The following is a 20,696-nucleotide window of genomic DNA, read 5'->3' as shown; positions in this document are numbered from 1 at the left end:
ATATCATGGACAATTTTAAAATTATCGCCATTATAGTTTTTGGGCTCATGCTAATTGCAATTATCTATTATTCGGTTTGTATAAGCATTTTTGAAAAAAAGCAGAAAGAACTTATAAAAGATTATGAACAATTATTAATCCTTAAAGACTGGTATGAGAAAATACCTGAAGAGGCAAATCGATCATATATTTTAGAAAGGGTTGAAAAAAGAGGACGTCAATTAATTGACCAATTGAATCTGTTAAATACCAATTTTGTTAAAATACATGAAGATCATGAAAAATTACAGCAACAGCAACAGAAGCTGCACAACAAGCTATTGGAGGAACATAAACTACTGAGTGAATACTTTGAAAATTATTCCTAATGCAAGAACAGCAGCATCAGATCAGGATTTACGGATTCCTGCAAAAAGTGGTATATGCCGTAGTTGCGTTGGATTGTGCATCACTATTTTATCTGCACGCAGATATTCCGGTACTCACGAATTTACTTAGGAACTTTTCTAAGATGAGCTTTATTTACCCTCCTGTCAATGCCAAATTTGCGACACTTATTCTGATAGGATTAGTAGCCATCGGTACAAAAGCCAAGAAAAAGAAAGATTTAAATATCGCTGTAGAAATAGTTGTTCCTATGGTACTGGGGCTTGTGATGATGTTCTCTTCTTTGGTTTGGCAAAAAGAAGCCGGAGATTCTTCATTACTTAAAATCTTTCCGGGAATGAATCTTTATCAGGTTGTTTATGCTTTTCTTTCTTTTCTGGGAGCAGTGATTCTTCAGATGGGAGCAGATAGTATTTCCAAACTGATGCAGCAGAAAATGGGAAAAGATAGGTGGAATGTGGAAGAAGAGTCTTTTGATCAAAACCAGGAGCTTGTACAATCTGATACCAGTATCAATGTTCCCTATATATTTTGGTATGGAGGTAAAAAGCATGAGGGGTGGATAAATATCGATCCATTTCGCGGGACAATGGTAATTGGCGTTCCGGGCTCTGGTAAATCTTTTGGCGTGATCAATCCCGCTATCAGGCAGATGATAGCCAAAGGATTTTGTCTTATGATTTATGATTTTAAGTTTCCTGATCTGGGTCAGATTGCCTATTACCATTATCTGCTTAAGAAGAGTAAAGATTCTGATTATAATTATAGCTTCCACGTTATTAACCTTAATGAGGTTGAAAAATCAAAAAGGGTAAACCCTTTCAAAAAAGAATATGTAAAAACTCTGGCAGAGGCGCAGGAAATGGCAGAAGCTATGGTATCTTCTCTACAAAAGGGCAGTACCAGCTCCGGAGGAGGATCTGATCAGTTCTTTACCCAATCGGCGATTAATTTTCTTTCCTCCTGTATTTATTTTTTTGCTACCCACGAGAATGGAAAATATTCGGATCTACCTCATATACTTTCTTTTATGAACAGAAGTTATAAGGAAATTTTCGATACACTTTTTAATCATGAGGAGCTGTATTCTTTATTATCACCCTTTAAATCAGCTTATGAAAATAAGGCTTTTGACCAATTAGAGGGGCAGGTTGGAACACTCAAGATATTTTTGTCCAGACTGGCTACTAAGGAAAGCTTTTGGGTGTTTTCAGGTGATGAAGTGGAACTGAAAATAACGGACCGGAATAACCCTTCCATTATTATTCTGGCTTCAGATCCGGGAACTCAGGATATTAACTCCGCCTTATATTCTTCGGTACTCAACAGGACACTGCGTTTAATAAACTCCAAAAACAATTTGCCGGGAGGTATTATTGCTGATGAGTTTCCGACGATTTACATTCATAAAATTGATAATGTCGTTGCCACAGCAAGAAGTAACAAGGTTGCCGTAATGTTAGGTCTTCAGGAACTCCCACAGCTTCGCCAGTTTTACAAGAAGGAAGTAGCAGATACTATCTCTGCGATTGTTGGAAATATTCTATCAGGCTCTGTAAGAGATAAAAATACGCTTGACTGGCTTGAAAAGCTTTTTGGTAAAATAAAACAGAAATCATACTCCCAATCAATCTCTCAGCAAGGAACAACCACCAGTATCAATGAGAAAATGGATTTTATGATTCCCGCAGGAAAAATAGCAGCACTTAAAACCGGGGAAATGGCAGGGATTATTGCTCAGGGGGAAGAAAATAATACCGAAGAATATAAAACTTCTGCGATAAATGGTAAGATCAATTTAGATATGAAAGCCATTAAAGAAGAAGAAAGGGATTATGTTACAATGCCGACTTACTACTCTTTTATAGATAAAGCAGGAGCTAATCGTAAAGAAGAGGTCCTGATGACCAATTTTAGAAAAATTAATAAAGAAGTGGAATTAATCGTCAGAGAATTAGTAAAAGCATAATTATGATACAGAATAAAATAATAATTGCCAGGCTTTACAAGATGGTTTTACCCATTTTCCTATTAATAAGCAGTTTTACGTCTGCCCAATTCAATACACTTTCACCCTTGCAGCCTAAGAAAACCGAAAGCTCGAAGATAACTGAAACGGCAAAAGAGGATGAGCAGTTAAACAAAAAAAATGGAAAAAACTTTTGGAAAAACATCTTTAATACAACCACAAAAGCGGATTTGAAGAATGACATCGATTCTTTAAAGATACTGCTGAAAGAATATAGCCATGTAAATAATTTCAGAAGAGATATTCAAAGAATAAAAGATTCTTTACTTCTGGTGACTCAGCTTAGGTCTGAGAAAAAAAGAGAGGATTTAAAAAATCAAACCTCCGGTGCTTTATATGATTTTGTAGAAGAGCCTAAAGAAGTATTATCAAAAATTGTAATGCCTCTGCGTAATACGATGAGTATCACATCTCCTTATGGAACGAGGGTACATCCTATTTTCGGTACGAAGAGAATGCATGGAGGTATTGATTTAAAAGCTCATTATGAAAATATATATGCAGTAATGGATGGTGTTGTAACAGCCAGTGGTTGGGACCCTGGTGGCGGTGGTAACTATATTAAAGTACGGCACTTTAACCGCTTTGAAACGGCTTATCTGCACTTATCGGAGAGCTATTACAAAGTCGGAGAGCTGGTGAAAGCCGGATTTATCATTGGAAAGAGTGGAAATACCGGAAATTCTACAGGGCCTCATTTACATTTTTCGGTAAAAGAATTCGGACAAAGCATTAACCCTGCTGATTTTCTAAATGATTTAATAAGAGCCAGTAACCTTATGGTAAACCATCCTAATACCAGTACAGCATTATACAAACCCTACTAAATAGATTAAAAAAATGAAAAATAACAATTTACCCACAGATCAGCTGAAGAAATATGGAATTATCGACCAGGACAATACATTTTCCAAAAAATTAAGTCCTGAAGATATTCAGAGGTTTTTACAGGGATATACAATCGTTGCGGACAATGATAAAAGAAGAGCCACTTTTCAGCTCGTTGAGAACAATAGCCGGCTTAATGTCATTTTTTTAGAACGTGATAAAAATCTCTCGGAACTCCTTGAAAACAGTGAAAAGAGAATTGAATACACTGATATAAAAGAAGTCTCAAATAAATTGCCTCCCGGGTTTCCGGGACTTGAAAAGAAAGCTTTTGTCTTTGATGAAGAAACGGGAAAAGTATTTGAGTTTGATTTGATTAGACATGCTACTGAACTTACCGCCATCATTGCAGATAAAAAGGATGCTCAGGAATTTGGTCGCTATAAAAATGAGTTATTAAAGCTCAAGGCATTTATTCAGGATAAGTTAGAGCTAGGATTTCCACCTGAAATAGCAAAAGAGATTTCCCGTGATCTGAATATAGTATCAAGAGAGATAGATATTGTTGATGGAATTTTCCAAAAACAGGAAAAATCGGATGTTCAGTTGAATGTAAACGATCCTGATCTCTACCAGGATGGTAACCAAATGAGAGAAGAAGAGGAGCATGAGCGGGATGAAAAAAGGGGCTTTAGAAGATAGCCCCCCTGTTGATAAACCTAGTATATAGTAGAATCTCAAAGTAAATAAAATTTAAGAATGGATTTATTTGAAGATTATGAGCTTATTCCTGAAGAACTGAAGACCGTATGTGATAAGTGGCAGCAAAAGGCAATGTACGAAGGTCTTGACTATAATGATTGTGCCATTTTTCAGGAAGAATGCGAAGCCATCGGCTATACGTTTGATTACGGGCTGGATGCAGATCCTTTTGACTTACGTGCCATTGATACGGAAGAGCAAAAATTAGAAAAACATACTATCAATAATCAAAAAAATATGGAATTAGTCAATGATTTAAGTTGGTATGATAAGAATATTACTCCGATAACCAGGGCTTATAAAAACTTTGTAAAAGAGATGAAAAATACGTCCCCGGAACAATGGTTTAAGGACGGTGAACGGAAGTTTTCCGGTCAGGAAAAAAAGTTCATTGCCATTTATCAATTTAAGAATAAAGCTAAAATGGCTCATTCTGTAAATACTCATCCTTATTCTATAAATGAATTGATTGGTAATAGTTTTCAGGAAAAATTCAGAAATATGACGGCAAAATATGCGGTAGAAGTTCTAAATAATTATGATGATGATAAAATCCTACAGTTTGTAGATAACAAAAGAAATACAATAGTCAGAATAGATAATCCGTCAGATCGGCACAATTTACTTTTCGATTTATGGGCAAAAGAATTTCAGAATAGGACTGATTTAAGCTCAGGATTAGACAATAGAAAGATTGAGGAACGAATGGTTTACCATTACCACAAATACGAAAGAGTAGAGAATAACTTTAATATCGAAGTCAATCAACTCATCAAAGATTCACCTGAAAGCCGGAAAAGTACCCGTGATCTTGATTGGGAAGAAAACAATCTTGGATTTGAAGATCTGTTTTTTAAAGAAGATTTTGACGAAAATCTGGTTCCCGCATCCGGTCTTCCGCAAGGATGGATCTGGCGGGAATATGCTGATGGTAGCGGTTCGTTGATAAGCCCGAGTGAAAATAGCTACTACAGCTATGATCTTCAAACTCAGGAATACAGGTTACCCGATGGCAGTGGATGGAGAACTCTGAGAGATCATTATGACCATCCACAAACATTATTCGACTTTAGAATCTTTGCGGAACAGAGCTTAAAAGAAAAGGCGGCAAAAAATGATCTTTCCCCGAAACTTTCAGAAGATGAAAAAAAAGATCTGCTCAACTACAGAACCTTTATGAAAGAAAATGAATTCATACTTGAAAAATTACAGATTACTGAGAATCAAAGAGCAGCTTATGCGCAAAAAACTGAATTTGGAACAACAGACGATGATTATTCTTTGACAAAGCAACAATTGGATCAAATACCTGATGTTCTTGATGGACACCAACTATCGAAGAATGATAAATACACATTAGTTTTTGGCTTATTGGAAAAGCAGGAATACGGCGAATCTTATGAATTATTAGGAAATGGCGAAATTTTAAAAAACTATCTAAACGAAGATAACTTGCCTTCCTTTAAAATATTAACAATAAATGATATAAAGTTTAACAACCAAAATTCTAACATTATGGAAACAACAAAAGAATTTAATCAGGTACAATACCTAAAAGACCAGATGAAATATCTTGGTTTTGGAGAAGATGAAAAGCTTCACAAGGATTTGGAAAAAGGAATTAAATCAAAGAAAAATGAATTTGAAATTAAATCCTCTTCCGATAAGGCTCTGCCCAGAAATAAAGTAGATTTTATTTTGAAATTCAATAAAACTCAAAGTGGTGGTGTTTTTCTTAATTCTTATCACGCAAAATTAACAAACGATAAAAATGAAGAGATGTCCCATAATTTTCCGGTAAACCGGGAAAATACTTTTACCGCCAAGGAAGCTGTAAACCTTCTGGAAGGGCGCAGTGTGAAAATAGAGTTTCTGAATCCCAAGACTGATCAAAAGGAGCCAGCGTTTGTGAGGTTCGATTTTAGTGAACCTAAAACTGAAAAAGGAAATTACAAATTCCAGAATTTTTATAAAAACTATGGTATTGATACTGCTGAGATTGTAGAAAAATCCAACCTGGTATTCGATAAACCAGAGTATAAAGACAGCACTATCAAATCTCTGGAAAAAGGGAATATAGTTAAAGTAAAGATAAAAGAGAATGATCAGGTGGTTGAAGCAAAAGCGGTTTTAAACCCACAATACAAGAATCTGAACCTTTATGATCAGGATATGACCAGGATCAATACCAACAAGCCTTTGCAGGGGATGGAAGATGAGAGAGGGCACGATAAGGCCAATGTAAAGGAGCAAAGCATTAAACGATAAAATTATACCTGTCCATTATTTTAAAGCGGCAAGTCTAAGAATGATTTGCCGCTTTTTTTTAAATCCTTTAATATGAAAATAAATTTAATACTTCCATACCTGCTTTTTCTTTTCACCATCAGTTCCTGCCATAAAGAAATCAAATCTGATAAAGGAGGAATTGATATTATGTCGAATGTCTATTTTGATGCTTCCAAAGGACTGGTTAAAATGCAGAGTTTTCATGTATCAAAACTAAATTACTCTAAAAATGAGCTTATAGAAGAGGTTCCTGATCTTTCATTTCCTGAAATGAGTAAGCAAATGTATTATATCAGAGATTCACTTTGTTATCCTTTTGACCTTGTGGAGAGTAATCTCATTTTTTCTGACCTTTCTAAGAAGAGGCAGCCTTTTCTGGTTTGGAACAAGAAAGAGGGAGCTGTGTTTTCAAAAGAGTGGATTCCTAATTATAGGAACAGAAGAAATCTATCTGATACGATCTTATTTCAGAAGAAGTACAGGCGCTTTGAGATTAATTCTCCCTGGACTTATACAAGATTTTATATCTATCCAACAGATACAATTTTACCGTATTCACTGTATAAACATGCAGAAAAGGATTATAACGGGAGATTAGAGCGTATCGATTCCTATAATAAGAAGGACGACATATTTGTGACCCTTCAATTATTGCCCAGAAAGAACTGGGATGCTAGTGCTAAAGAACTTTTTGAATTTAATCATTTTGTAAAAAGCCGAGAAAGTGAGTGAAAATAGCTTAGTATATAAAGATGATGATATTTCCATAATAGAAGGAAATAAGGACGAGCTTATTGTTTTTAAAAACATTAAGGATAAATATTCTTTTTTGGAACTTCTGAAATTAAATAATCAGAATAATAACAGAACTCTTGTTGCGCTTCATTCCGGAGAAAATACCAAAAAGTTTATTGGCAGGTATCAGAACTATACTGGTAAAATATTTCTTTGTCTGGATGGAGACAGAGCGGGAAATATGATGACCCTTAAAATTCTTACAGACATGAATGGGAAGAATATAAAGGATATTCGTCCATTATATGGAATCTCAGAAAGCGGCAATCAAAATTTAAGTGAATATTTAGAAAACAAACTAGGTCTTCAAAAGAAAAGTAGTATTTTAGTCGAACAAAGAAAATCACAAGATGGATACATTAATATTAGATCAAACGGAATTTCCGACACTCAGCACTTGGGAACCGAAGCTTCTGAACGAAGTTCTGGAAAACCTATCCCAAACAGCCAATCCGAGCAAAACGGAAATAACCAAGGAGGACAAACTATGGGCAGCAACCATGTTGGAAATGGACTTGCAGGCACAGGGTGGAGCAATTTGGGAAACGCAGCAAGAGAAAGATCCACTTCTGGAACACAACCGCAAAATGATGAAGAAGATGAAGGAAGAAAACATTCCGTGGGCGGAATCATATCCGGGAGAACTTTATCCGACAGAACAGGATCAGAATTAAATACATCCCATAAAAATAATGAGGATGTAGCCATTCTTATTTCAAAATACAAAGGTCAGAAAGTTAATAATGAGCAGGTTGCAGAAATTGTTTCTGCAACCTGCTTTGTTTCAAAGGATCGGAAAATTATTCTAAATGAAAATTTTAATCTTACGGATGATCTGAAAGATGTCTGTGGACGGTTCAAAAGTGGCGGTACAGCGAAAGAAGGTAGAGGAATATTAGATGAATACTACACTGATTCAAAGATTGTAGATGCTATTCATAATTTAATCAAAGATCAGTTTAAAAACCGACAGGAAATTTCGGTATTAGAGCCCAGTGTAGGAACAGGAAACTTTCTCTATGCTGCAAAAGAATTGGGAGTAAAGACAAATATTACAGCCTTTGAAATTAATGAAACCACTGCAAAAATTGCAAAAATCTTTCATCCTGAAGCTGAGATTCATCTCCGCTCCTTTGAAACGGAATTTATTGATGAAAAGGGTAATAAAAAGGAATTCTCTGAAAAATATGATTTGGTTATTGGTAATCCACCCTACGGGGAACATCGGGGACTTTACAAAGGGTTGGGAGAAGAACCAAAAATCTCAAAATATGAAGATTATTTTGTTAAACGTTCTTTAGATTCTTTAAAACCAGATGGTATTTTGGCAATGGTACTTCCGTCTGGTTGGCTAAACAGACAAAACCAGTTAAAAAATGCGCAGTTAGTAGAGGGATTCCGTTTGCCCAGTGGAGTTTTTGCCGGAACTGGTATTGGCACGGATATTATTATTCTAAAAAAGGATTCGCAGAAAATTTCCATAGATATTTCCGATTATTTTGAAATTAATCCTGAAAAAATTCTGGGTAAAACCCGTGAAAAAACTAATCGTTTTGGGCGAAAAGAAAATTATGTTCATGGAAATTTAGAAGATGCTTTATTAAAAATAGAGCGGCAGAGGGGCAAAAAGGAAGTTGAAAGAATCGGGAATCTTTTCGAAGATCTATTTCTTGAAGCTGAAGAACCTAAAATCATCTTAAAAAATAAGGATTCGGGGGACAAATTGGAAAGTATTACAGATACTGTGCCAGATAAAGTAGACCTTACTGAAATTCAGGAAAAAGTTGAACAGGTACTTTTAGCCCTTAATGCAGTAAAATTTAAATCTCCTGCTATTACAAATGAGATTGATAAATACAAGGAACTTCAATCCCAAATTACCAGTGAACCTCAGAAATTCGATCAAAATCGAATTGATGATATTCTTCAGAGAGCGGATAAGATTATTCAGTCTTATAGTGGGAAAAATACAGAGTATAGAATTCAGACTCAGGTAGAGCTTAAAAAAGGAGTTCTAAAATACCAATTCCTTAAATCTGATGATATTGTAAATACTTCGCTCCAAAACAGCTCTGAGCTTTCTAAGCAGCAGATTGAGGCATTTCAGGATACTTCTTATGACGGGACTCTACATAATCATGGAAAGCACTCTCAATTTGCCAACTATATTGGAGGAAAATGGGTACACGACTTTTATTATACAGAGGGGAATATTTATGCAAAATTGGGACAACTGGAAAAAGACTTCATAGATAAATATGCTGTTGGAGGAACGGAAAACCAGTATGAGAAACAAAAGGCACTATTAGAAAGTGTTTTGCCTAAGACAAAATCACTGGATGAGATCTTTATCAGTCCGAATCATGAGTTTATACATCAATTTGATTTGGGTTATGTAGAAAAAGATCAGTGGAATTCTAAGACAAGACAAACAGAGCCGGCAATGGTGTCATACAATCTTGCTGATAAGTTTAAAGATTTTGTCGGAACATTATCCAGTGAGGCTTTTGCTGGTTCTTCAGCATGGGAAGTCCGAAGTTTTGTAGATAATGAAACGGTTACAGGAAGTGATAAAGAAAGAAATGCTTTAGTTCGTGAAAGGAGAAAAGCTGCTGCCAATGATTTGTTTTATAAATTTTTGCGGGAAGAATTATCAGATGAACTAAGGCAACGTTTTGTAAAAGACTTTAACAGGAGCTATAATAATATCCATGTTCCGGACTATTCGAAATTTCCGCTATTTTCTAAAATCCATAAGAATTTTAAAGGACGGGAGTTAAAGTTAACCGAAGTTCAGAAAGCAGGAATCGGAAGACAAACCACAAAAGGTGTCGGATTATTAGCCTACGAGGTTGGTTTTGGAAAAACCTTGTCAGGAATACTGTCCATGCACGAGGCGGTGGAACGTGGAAATACAAAAAGACCACTTATTGTTGTTCCTAATGAGAGTATTCTTAAACAATGGGTAGAAACGATCTTTGAAACAATTCCTAATGCTAAAATGAATGTGCTGGGGAATCTTGGTAAAGATTACGACCTCTCAAAGTTTGATAATAAGGACGGAGAAATTACTATAGTTACCTACGAAGGTTTTAATAATATCGGCTTTTCTGAGAGCATTACTCAGGAATTGGCTTCCAAATTTTCTTACATTTCTGAAAGTGAGCTGAAAAGTGTAAATGCCATTAGCGAAAGGGATTTTCAGAAAGATTTGGAAAAAGAAAAGGAGGTGGAAGGAAAGATGAAGCGTGGCAAAATCTATGACTGGGAAGATTTTGGATTTGATCACCTTACTTATGATGAAGTACACAATGCCAATCATATTGTAGGAAAGGTTAGAGTGGAAGACCGTAGATTTGCTTCGGATTTCAGGAGTCAGAACCAGCAGACATCAAAACTGGGAATTAATACGTGGATGGCTGCGCAGTACATTCAGGATAAAAATAATGGTAGAAACATAACGCTGCTTTCGGCTACACCTTTCACCAATAAACCTCTGGAATATTATTCGATTTTATCCCTGATCGCTAATAAACGTCTCGAAGAGTCTGGTTATTTCAATGTCAATAATTTCTTTGAAACCTTTATGGAAGCGGATAATGATATGGAGATCGATGCCCGAGGAGATGTTAAATTCAAAGCTAATGTTCGACGGTTTAAAAACAATTCTCTTTTCCAGCAGCTACTGTCTGAATTTATTGACATCAAAGGAGAAGAAGATAATCCGGAGCTGAAGCGGCCTAACAAAATCAATAAAGAATATAAAACCGAGCAAAATGATCTGACGAAAGAGCAGTATGATTTGCTCAACGAGAGTTTTAGCGAAACGGAGAAAGGAGCAATCTTGACTCATATTCTCAATGCCCGATTGATTGCAATTTCTCCATATCTGTCGATTTATTATGATGGAGAAATTCCTACGATAAAGGAGTTTATAGAAAATTCTCCGAAGCTGAAACAGACTATGGATCTGATCCGCCAGAATAAGAAAGACATACCGGACTTAGGGCAAATTATTTATTCAGAATTAGCTGTTGCAGAATTTCCAAAGCTGAAAGAATATCTGGTACAGGAAGTAGGCTATAAGCCTGAAGAAATTGGAATTATTACCGGAGCGACAAGTAAACCTAACAGGCTAAAGATTCAGGATGATTTTAATTCTGGGAAAATAAAAGTAATTATCGGTAGTGAAGCGATTCAGGAAGGGATGAACCTTCAGGAAAACACAACAGATGTATATATACTTTCTCTTCCCTATAATTTTACTGCTCTGCGGCAGGTGGAAGGACGTGCATGGCGACAGGGGAACAAAAATGAAAATGTAAGAATAAATTTTATGCTAACCAATGATAGTATTGATGTTTTCATGCTCCAAAAGTTACAATCGAAACAATCTAGATATTTAGAAGCTATGAAGAAAGGGGCAGATGTTTTGGATATATCAGACATCAGTACCCAGGAATTAAAAACTGCTATTATTACCAATCCGGAAACAAGAGCTAGTATTGAAATTGAGCTCATAAAAAAGCGAATTGAAAATGAGAAAAGCAGGTTTCTTGCAGATAGAGCCTTTGTATTAAGGAAGTATGAAGATTTTATTAAAGTCCAGGAGGATGTAACCAAGGCGCAGCATAATTATAATAGGATTTTAGGATATTCTAAGGAAGAAGGAGAAAATGCTGAATATTGGAAAAATCAGCTTTCTTCCTATCAGAAAACAATTGATCTTACAAAATTAGAAGTTCAAAAAACAATCGGGTATCTGGCTGAAAAAGGAGTGAATGTTACAGAAATTGAGGACCAGACAAAAGCTACTGAAGATAAAATTACAGAGTTGGATGAAAAGTTAGAAGAGCTTCCTGAAATAAAAGAGAAATTAATAGAACAATATCAAAAGGAAAAAGATGAGCAGTTGAAAGTTAATAAGAATAAAGATTATGTAGGAGAAAGAGCTGCTGAGAATAGAACTTTGTTTAATGCTATATTGGAAGTTAACCCTGTACTTAGTATGAATGTTGAAGATTCTTCGGATATAGTGTTAAGCCAAAAAGAAGATATAAACATAGAGAATAATCCAGTTGTAATTAGGAAAAGATAAATGGAAAATATTCAGAGATACTTCAATGTTTCCTTCACTTTGACAAAATAAGAATATTAATATAACTGACCTAAATTAGAAAAATTATCTCAATTACATTTTGAGATAATTTTTTTGTGTAAAAATAGAATACAATATGTCAAATTTTAGTGAATAACTGGTTTGATTTAATAATATATTAGAAAATTTAACTATTTTTATAATTCAAATTTATTGACTTTTAACTATATGTATAAAACTGAACATGGTGATTTTGATGGAAATTCATGGGAAGAATTTTGTCAATTATGTTTTAAACATAAATACGAAAAAGAAGGTTATCAAGAGCTTCCTGCATGGCAGGGAGACTTAGGTATTGAAGGATATACAAGAGCAGGAAAAGTTTTTCAATGCTATTGTCCTGATGAAAATTATAATGCTGATGTACTTTATGGAAAGCAAAGAGATAAAATTACAAAAGATTTAGGAAAATTAATTTCTAATGAAAAAGAACTCAAAAGATATTTAGGTAATCAAAAAATATTACAATGGATATTTGTCACTCCTAGATATCAAAATAAAGAGTTAGTACGTCATTGTGCTGAAAAAGCTGAAGAATTCAAAGAAAAAAAATTGGACATTCTGGATCCAAATTTTGACATTCTTATTCATGATCTAGATTTTTTTTCGGAGCAGATACCTCTTATTATTGATGGGAAAGGCAGGAAAATAGAAATTAATCATCAAGATGAAACAGATCAGAATGCCGCTCAATGGATAAATTCCGAAATTGATCTTGTTGAAAATGCGAATCGGAAAAATGGGCATAGAATTATTGCAACAGCAAATAATCGTGATAGGAAAATTGAGAAATTAACAAAAATCACTATTTCAAATTTCCTAAATGGTAATATTACTATTAATAGGCTACAGCAGAAATTTCCAGATGACTATGAAAAGTTAATTAGAGTTGTATCTCAATTTGAGAAAAAAGTTGAAGAAATTTGTTTAACTAATGCTTCTAGCAGTACTGAATTATATTCGACAATAGAAAAAGATCTTAAAGATAGAGTTAGGATTACACTTCCTTATTTAAATGAAATAACTATTGAAAAATTGACAGAACAAATATTAGCAGACTGGATACTTAGATGTCCAATTGATTTTGAATAAAAAATAATCATGGAAAATTCAGAAATAAACTTTGAACGAATTACCTTTAAACAGAAACCAATTCCAATTCCCGTTGATTACAGACCAACTTATAAAATAAGTATTATTCTTTTGGTGTTAAAATTTTGTTGTATTGGTGAAACATCATCATTACTGAAGCTTCATTTATTTTCATGGGTTTTGAAATTTGACAAGAATATGGTCTTATTTCAAAAATTCATATTAAGTAATTATAAAGATGAATTTCAGGTGTGGAGTATTGAGCCCGCATTAAATAGAGCATTGCAATATGCTATTGCAGACAATCTTTGTGAATTGACATCTACAAGTAAGTACAAACTTACGGAAAAAGGGAATCAGTTTTGTGATTCAATTTTAGATTCCGAAGCTTTTGAAAAGGAAATTACTTTTTTAAAGTTTGTTGGTAAAAATAAAATTACAGACAGCAGACTTAATTCGATGATTAAACAATGGAAAATTGAATATGACTAAACTAAAAATCAACCGATTAAAAATTGAAATAAACACTGATGCCGGAATATTTGGGGCTCAACATAAATTCTCAAAGGGACTGAATATTGTCAGAGGAGACAATACCACAGGAAAATCATCCTTGTTTCAATCGATAATTTATGCTTTAGGATTTGAAGAATTATTAGGAGGAAAATTTGAAAAGACTCTTCAATCTGTTTTAAAAGACAAAGTAGAATACCCTCGAAATGAGCAGTACTTCAATATCATTCAATCTTATATATACTTGGTCATTGAAAATCAACATGGACAAATAATAACTATAAGACGTGGAGTGAAAACACCAAATAGAAAATCCCAATTAGTAGATGTTTTTTTTGGAGACTACATAACCAATTTGAAGGATATTACAGACGAAAGGCAGATGTGGGTTCATGATAAGGGAGGTGCTTCAGACAATGATTTTGGCTTTCATAAATTTCTATGTGAGTTTCTGGAAATAGATTTACCAAAAGTTATAACATACAAAGGAGATTATACCCAAATTTATCTACAGCAATTAGCTTCTTCCTTTATTATTGAACAAAAAAAAGGATGGAGTGATTACTTTATTACTGCACCAATATATTCAATACGAGACCTCAATCAGCGAATAGTTGAATATCTGTTGAATTTGGATGTGTTTGAAAATAATGAAAAAAGAGAGGAAATAAATATCCGTAGAAACTTACTACAAACTAAGTGGGAAAAGGTATTTAATGAAATGGATTATTTAGCTGACAGATCCAGCTCAGAACTTACTGGAATAAGCTCAGAACCTGAAATAATAAATGATCTAAATTCAATTAAGCTTCTTTATAAAAAAGAAAATTCCAATATCAGAATTGAAGAATATTTACAAGAACTCAGAGATGAACTTGTAACCTTTGACAACACAATCAATACAGTAGGTCAAAATTCAAGCAAATATGAGAAAGAATTAGAAGAAAAGCAGAATTTGCTAAATAAAATTGTAGTTAATTATGAACTGTTACTACCTGAGATAACTAGTGAAATTGAAAAATTAAAACAATATCAAAATCAGAGCAAAAATATTTCTGAAGACTTAAGGAAAAATAAAGGCGTACAAAAATTAAATAAACTTGGTGCAGAACAAGACATAAAATCCATACAAAACATTTGTCCAACTTGTACCCAAGAGGTTAAAGATCTTTTACCGAGTGATATTAATCATACACCTATGAGATTAGATGATAATATTAAATATCTTGAGTCCCAGATGGCAATGATTGAGGTCTATATATCGGGACAGAAAAAATTAATTACAGACAAAAGAGCTAAATCTGAATTATATCAGCAAGCTTCAACGAAATTAAGAAAAGAAATAAGGAATCTAAAAACGGAATTAGTCGAGGATTCCAGAGTTCCTTCGGTAGTTGAAATTGAAGAAAAATTCATTTTTAATCAAAGGATAAACTTTTATAGTAAGACGATTGAAAAATTTGAATCTTTAAAAAATGACTTAATTCCTTTGATTGAAGAACATATTGAAATCCAATCGGCAGTATCAAAATTACCAAAACTGAACTTATCTGAAAAGGATGCTAATAAAATCATTGATCTGGAAAATAATTTTGTTTCGTACTTACAAAAATTTGGATATACAAGCAAATCGTTCAACAGTATAAAGATTTCAAGAGATAATTACTTCCCAATTGTTGATGAGCTTTATAGTATTAAATTTGATTCTTCTGCTAGTGATTTCATAAGAAGTATATGGGCATTTACTATTTCATTAATGAAAACATCAGTAAATTATAATGGAAATCACCCTCAGTTTTTAATGTTTGATGAACCTAAACAACAGGATGCTTCTCTTGAAAGCTTTAAATCTTTTCTAAAAGAGTTATCTGAATTTAAGGAACAACAAATGATTGTCTTTGCTTCATTTGAAAATTCTGATGAGACATTTAACGAATCGACGGAAAAAATTGAATTTTCCCTAAACCGTATTAACGAAACTTTAATAAAACCAATAAAGTAAGAGATTGTTTTAATAGTTAGGTAAAAATAACCTATTGTGGATGAATTTTATCGATTAAAAGGGACTATGAATTAATGATTATACTAATTTTGATGTGAAAAAAATGTCTAAAAAATATTTAGAATATTATCCAAACCAAATTGCATTAGAAAATAAATTTGAAAAGCATCTGAAAAACACTAAGCGATTTGCAGAATTTTGTAGAGGGAAGGATGTTCCGTATTATCAAGATGAAGGCAATTGGGGAACAAAGCTTGATCTTGAAGATGTTTCTGAGAGGGAAGGCGTAAAACGAGCTTATCTATTGCAAGAGTTTTACATATGGAAAGAGTGGAAGGAAAAAGGGCGAAACATTTTTCATTTCTCAGAAAATATAACTGATCTACTAAAACAAACTGACGTTCTTGATATTGATATTTCTCTAATTAAATTGCCATATTCAGACTTTTATATTGATTTATCATCAGCAAAAATTCCCTTTGAAGAAGATAGTTCTGAAATCATTGAAGGTGCCTTTATCAGAGATGAGTATCATGATGGGAAGGACTATGAAAGAGCAATAAATATAGATTTTGTCAGCAAAGAATATATTGGAAAATATTGGAATATTAACAAAGATTTATGTTGGGATACTGAGCGGGGATTTCATTCAATATTACTTTTCCTTGATAGGAAAGATAATCTGAAGACAATTGAAGATGCTATAAATTTTGATAAAGATGGATTTGTAAGTACCCCAATGTTTGATGATAGAGATGAGGATACAAAAAAGGGCTTATATAGCATTCATAAACAATTTGTAGATAGAACAATTAATTTCATTATCAATTGCCTCCTGTATTTGACAACTAAAGAAGTTGACATTGATGAGAAATATCCAGTCGATCTACCTGTTCATTTAAAAAATAAATTAGATAAAGCAACTACTAAACGAAAAAAAGAAGTTGTTCATTCAGAAATATTACAGAATGGATTTACTAAAGTTAAATATGTTGGGTATAGGTTGACCGCAGCAAAGCCTTTAGATAATTCAGGAAGAGAACTTAATCCTCATTGGCGAAGAGGACATTGGAGGAACCAAAAATTTGGTGAAAATTTAAATGACTCAAAATTGATTTGGATAATGCCTACAATTGTTAATAAAGAAAGGGGTGAGCCTCGAAAAGGGCATATTTATACTGTTTAAAAGTTAATAGAAGATTTGTTTTCTGGTAAATTGAGTATTTTACCAAAAAAATATATTTGATAGTCTGGTCTTTACAGTTGTTTGAACAGAAAAATACTTAATTTATTTGTTAAGAATAAAAATATCTATATCTTTGCACCAGTTAAAAACAGACGCTCTCAAACTTATTTATAAAAAGTGACCTATTCGGTGACCTATAAAATAAGAGAACAGTATAAAGCTTATGGATAGGGCTTTTCTTGAAAAAGTACAAGTCCCGTCCGGATCGCAGAAGTTTTCTCAATTTCTTTAAAAAATTGATCCGGTAGTTCAGCTGGTTAGAATGCCGCCCTGTCACGGCGGAGGTCGCGGGTTCGAGTCCCGTCCGGATCGCAGAAGTTTTCTCAATTTCTTTTAAAAAAATTGATCCGGTAGTTCAGCTGGTTAGAATGCCGCCCTGTCACGGCGGAGGTCGCGGGTTCGAGTCCCGTCCGGATCGCAGAAGTTTTCTCAATTTCTTTAAAAAATTGATCCGGTAGTTCAGCTGGTTAGAATGCCGCCCTGTCACGGCGGAGGTCGCGGGTTCGAGTCCCGTCCGGATCGCAAAAAGTCTTCTAGAAATAGAAGACTTTTTTTGTTTATTTGTCCCGTCCTGAAATAAGTTGACAACTAATCGACTTATTTATGAAACATCAAGAATCAGGAATAAAAGTTATGAACTAGTACAAAATCTATACTTTTTATTAAAACAACAGGTCATTTTTTAATTGCAAAGAAAGATAATTCAAATGTTTTTATTTTAGGAAGCTAAGAAGTGTGGCTTTGTCGCTGAAGAAGCTTAATTGACGTGCATTTGCTTAGAAAGAATCAATGAAATTGATTCCATCATTTGCTCTCTTGAAAATATCAGATAAGCGGTTAAATACTCTGTGTTAAATTAAATTCCATAATTACAATCCTGCCCTCAACTTTTGGTACTGATCCCTCTTTATTAAAAATATGGTTTGTAACCGTTGTGTTATGCTGGAAAAAACTGAATTGAACTAACTTTGGTGTAACGATAAGAAACTATTTCGTCATTATTTTTCTCCGAATCCGGCTTAAGCTGGGTGGGGTAATCCCAAGATACGTGGCAATATCATGTATTTTCACTCTTTTGAAGATAAAAGGTCTCTGATGGAGAAGCTGAAGATAGTTTTCTTCAGGAGTATTGCTTTTAAATTGTACAAGGCGCTGCAATGCCAAAAAATAGGCAGCTCTTACCATATTAATTTCAAGTCTTTCATAGTTGATATTAAGTTTATGAAGGTCATTGTTGTCCTGAAAACTTAGTGAAAAAACTTCCACATCTTCTATGGCTTTTATTGACAGATAAGAGGGTTTTTGCGTAGTGAAGCTATAATAATCTCCACACCATTCTCCTTCAAAATTAAAATCAATAATAAATTCCAGAGTATCTTTTTCTTCAATATACTTTGTGGCTCCTTTTGTCAAAAAGAAGTATTCTGAGCAAACTTCACCTTTTTTGAGCAGATATTCGTTTTTTTTGAAACTCTTTTGTTTCAGTTTAGAAAGCTTCAGATAAAATTCTTCATCTGAAAGAGGAAAAAAATAGTCCCAGTTTTTTCGAATGTCTGCAATCAATTGCCCGGAAAATGCCCTGTCTTCAAATTCAAGATTATACATTATCCTATTTTTCTAATGATTAATAAAACAGTTATGGCCCTTTTTACATTCAAATAAAAAATTGATATGGCTTGCTGACTTATACAAAAATACATTTTTTAAATAATAAAAACATTATTACATGTTGGTTTTCAGTATTTTAAATAAAATAATTAATTATTAATACTTTTTAAGCAATATATAGAATAGATATACTGTGTAATACTGTTTTAGGTTAATATTTACAAATGAGAAATTAACACAAGGTAATTTTCTGACAAGTTTTGTTATCAGTTTTCTTACCTGTTTACAGAGAGCAGATACGAAATTTGTAATCAGGATATTTTATCAGTTTTGGTTGAGTTTTGTTGTGTTTAATAATCCAAAGCAGATTAAAATATTGCAATCATGATAGGGTATTGGCTTCTAAATGCTTTAGAGGCCATCCCTATTAGATACTTATCATTGACTCAAAAAAACCACTAGTATTTTTGAACTCCTATACTGCGGGAGATATTTAAAATGCTAGAAAACAGTCTGAGTCTATGCAAACAGAACTGGTAAGAAAACCTTCATAGGTTTCAATCAGAGTGCTCTGTACAATTTCTCTTATGTACAGCAAGTTGCGAAAGCTTACAAATATAAAAGCAATAGCAAATAGTTTACAACAGTATTCCTACAGTCAATCCATACCGGAATGCAACTGCAAAAGCGGGGGGCTCACAAACCCGTAAAATAAATAACCTTAAATAACAGTAAAATGAGCAATCACAAATTTTTAATAGCAGTGGCTTTATGGATAAGCATAATGTCTTTTTCCCAGGTGGGAATAGGAACTGCTAATCCGGATCCTTCTTCTATTTTACATCTGGATGTAACCTCTCTGCCTAATGGTAATAAGAAGGGGTTCTTAGGTCCGAAGGTAGCTTTACTATCAGCATCAGATGCTACCACGATCCCTTCACCTGCTAATGGATTATTGATCTATAATTTAGGAACTGGTGGACTTACTTATGAAGGATATATGTTCTGGAACGGCACTTCGTGGCGGGTCTTTGATAATTCTACCACAGTAAACGGTACAATTAATACCCTTACCTGTACCGGAGCCGAACTGTTTCCGGGAACTTATACTTCAGGTGTAGCCTATTCAGGAATAATGAAAGTGCCTTATACAGGAGGTAATGGAGGAATTTATCCGGCAGGTTCACCAATAGTATCCACAGGAGTAACAGGTCTTACAGCAACCTTACAATCCGGAAAGACAAACGTAGGATCAGGGGAATTGTTGTATTCAGTGACGGGAACTCCCAGCGCCTCTTCACCTGTTTTGGCAACGTTTGCACTACCTGCTGTAGCGGGAGCTCCCGGTTGTGATGTCACGGTAGGGCGTACCCTCTTTGATTCCGAAGGAAGTAAAGTCTATAAAGTGAAGCACAGAGGTAGAAATATCGATACCGATGGATTTCCCAAACCTACACTGATTGCACCTGAAATGAATCTACAGTTCAGATGGGCGGTGATTGGTGGGATTAACCGCTTACAGATAAGATTGATCAATGCTCCTTCAGGTAATGTAAGTGTTTTTTGCATAGGCCATTGGTCCGGGTTTACGCATGGTAATGATTATAGTACTTTTACATTTACCCCAGCTAATTATAATACCTATCAGAATATTGACGGTGACTGGAGAAACAGATGGGGATACTACTATCAGTTTGCTACCAATGAAGTACGTACAGGGGACTATAATCCCATTAATTTTGTAGCCAATTTATATGGATTGTGTGGTTATAATAATGGGTGGGGTGCTGCAAATGAACCTTACTCTTTGGCATTGGAATTATTCTAATCTGAGATAAATAACAATATTTTTTCTCCTGTTATTTGTTCCCTCTTTTAATGGCAAAAGAAGCTAAAGCTGATCTTATCCTGAAATATTATTATTTTCAATACTGAAATCAGAAAAGAAAGTCTGATGTAGACACAGATGATCTCAAGCTTCTTTTCC

Annotated in this window: 13 protein-coding genes and 3 tRNA genes; 15 read left to right on the top strand and 1 reads right to left on the bottom strand. The window is 34.0% G+C overall.

Annotation, left to right across the window (positions count from 1 at the left end; genetic code table 11):
• Positions 1-5 precede the first annotated feature (5 nt).
• The 14 genes from AC106K_RS03770 (at position 6) to AC106K_RS03705 (ending at position 17,623) form a co-directional block, all read left to right on the top strand.
• Entirely contained in the window at positions 6-368 is a 363-nt protein-coding gene (locus tag AC106K_RS03770) for a hypothetical protein (RefSeq protein WP_024566428.1), read from the top strand.
• Positions 368-2,356, top strand: coding sequence for a type IV secretory system conjugative DNA transfer family protein (locus AC106K_RS03765; protein WP_024566427.1), 1,989 nt, complete (start codon positions 368-370; stop codon positions 2,354-2,356). Before AC106K_RS03770 ends, AC106K_RS03765 begins: the two co-directional genes overlap by 1 nt.
• A gap of 2 nt (positions 2,357-2,358) precedes the next feature.
• On the top strand, positions 2,359-3,243 hold the full coding sequence (locus AC106K_RS03760) for a M23 family metallopeptidase (RefSeq protein WP_080666757.1): 885 nt from the start codon (positions 2,359-2,361) through the stop codon (positions 3,241-3,243).
• A 13-nt stretch (positions 3,244-3,256) separates the two neighbouring features.
• Positions 3,257-3,946, top strand: coding sequence for a hypothetical protein (locus tag AC106K_RS03755; RefSeq protein ID WP_024566425.1), 690 nt, complete (start codon positions 3,257-3,259; stop codon positions 3,944-3,946).
• 57 nt (positions 3,947-4,003) lie between these two features.
• Complete coding sequence (locus AC106K_RS03750) at positions 4,004-6,274, top strand: hypothetical protein (protein ID WP_024566856.1); 2,271 nt, start codon at positions 4,004-4,006, stop codon at positions 6,272-6,274.
• Positions 6,275-6,346: 72 nt separating this feature from the next.
• Positions 6,347-7,027 (top strand): hypothetical protein, encoded by a 681-nt coding sequence (locus tag AC106K_RS03745; protein WP_024566020.1) that lies wholly within the window; start codon positions 6,347-6,349, stop codon positions 7,025-7,027.
• Complete coding sequence (locus AC106K_RS03740; RefSeq protein ID WP_482443450.1) at positions 7,020-12,188, top strand: Eco57I restriction-modification methylase domain-containing protein; 5,169 nt, start codon at positions 7,020-7,022, stop codon at positions 12,186-12,188. Before AC106K_RS03745 ends, AC106K_RS03740 begins: the two co-directional genes overlap by 8 nt.
• A gap of 228 nt (positions 12,189-12,416) precedes the next feature.
• Positions 12,417-13,340 carry a hypothetical protein gene (locus AC106K_RS03735; RefSeq protein WP_024566022.1) on the top strand — a complete coding sequence of 308 codons (924 nt, stop codon included), beginning with the start codon at positions 12,417-12,419 and terminating at the stop codon, positions 13,338-13,340.
• A gap of 9 nt (positions 13,341-13,349) precedes the next feature.
• Positions 13,350-13,832, top strand: a complete 483-nt coding sequence (locus AC106K_RS03730) for a hypothetical protein (protein WP_024566023.1) — start codon at positions 13,350-13,352, stop codon at positions 13,830-13,832.
• The gene (locus AC106K_RS03725; RefSeq protein WP_482443449.1) at positions 13,825-15,855 is read left to right on the top strand and encodes a hypothetical protein; all 2,031 of its coding nucleotides are present in this window, start codon (positions 13,825-13,827) and stop codon (positions 15,853-15,855) included. The genes AC106K_RS03730 and AC106K_RS03725 overlap by 8 nt, the downstream gene beginning before the upstream one ends.
• A 103-nt stretch (positions 15,856-15,958) precedes the next feature.
• Complete coding sequence (locus tag AC106K_RS03720; RefSeq protein WP_024566025.1) at positions 15,959-17,041, top strand: AcrVA2 family anti-CRISPR protein; 1,083 nt, start codon at positions 15,959-15,961, stop codon at positions 17,039-17,041.
• Positions 17,042-17,339: 298 nt separating this feature from the next.
• Positions 17,340-17,413: transfer RNA gene (locus AC106K_RS03715), tRNA-Asp, on the top strand.
• A 32-nt stretch (positions 17,414-17,445) separates the two neighbouring features.
• A tRNA-Asp gene (locus AC106K_RS03710) sits at positions 17,446-17,519 on the top strand.
• 30 nt (positions 17,520-17,549) lie between these two features.
• Positions 17,550-17,623 (top strand) — tRNA-Asp (locus tag AC106K_RS03705).
• Between the two features lie 465 nt (positions 17,624-18,088).
• Here the strand turns inward: AC106K_RS03705 and AC106K_RS03700 are convergent.
• The gene (locus AC106K_RS03700; RefSeq protein ID WP_482443448.1) at positions 18,089-18,706 is read right to left on the bottom strand and encodes a Crp/Fnr family transcriptional regulator; all 618 of its coding nucleotides are present in this window, start codon (positions 18,704-18,706) and stop codon (positions 18,089-18,091) included.
• Between the two features lie 739 nt (positions 18,707-19,445).
• On the opposite strand from AC106K_RS03700, the gene AC106K_RS03695 reads away from it, so the two are divergent.
• Positions 19,446-20,537 carry a hypothetical protein gene (locus AC106K_RS03695; RefSeq protein WP_482443447.1) on the top strand — a complete coding sequence of 364 codons (1,092 nt, stop codon included), beginning with the start codon at positions 19,446-19,448 and terminating at the stop codon, positions 20,535-20,537.
• Positions 20,538-20,696 lie beyond the last annotated feature (159 nt).

Source organism: Chryseobacterium sp. FR048 (assembly GCF_056844665.1).
This window is presented reverse-complemented; position numbering and strand designations above follow the sequence as displayed.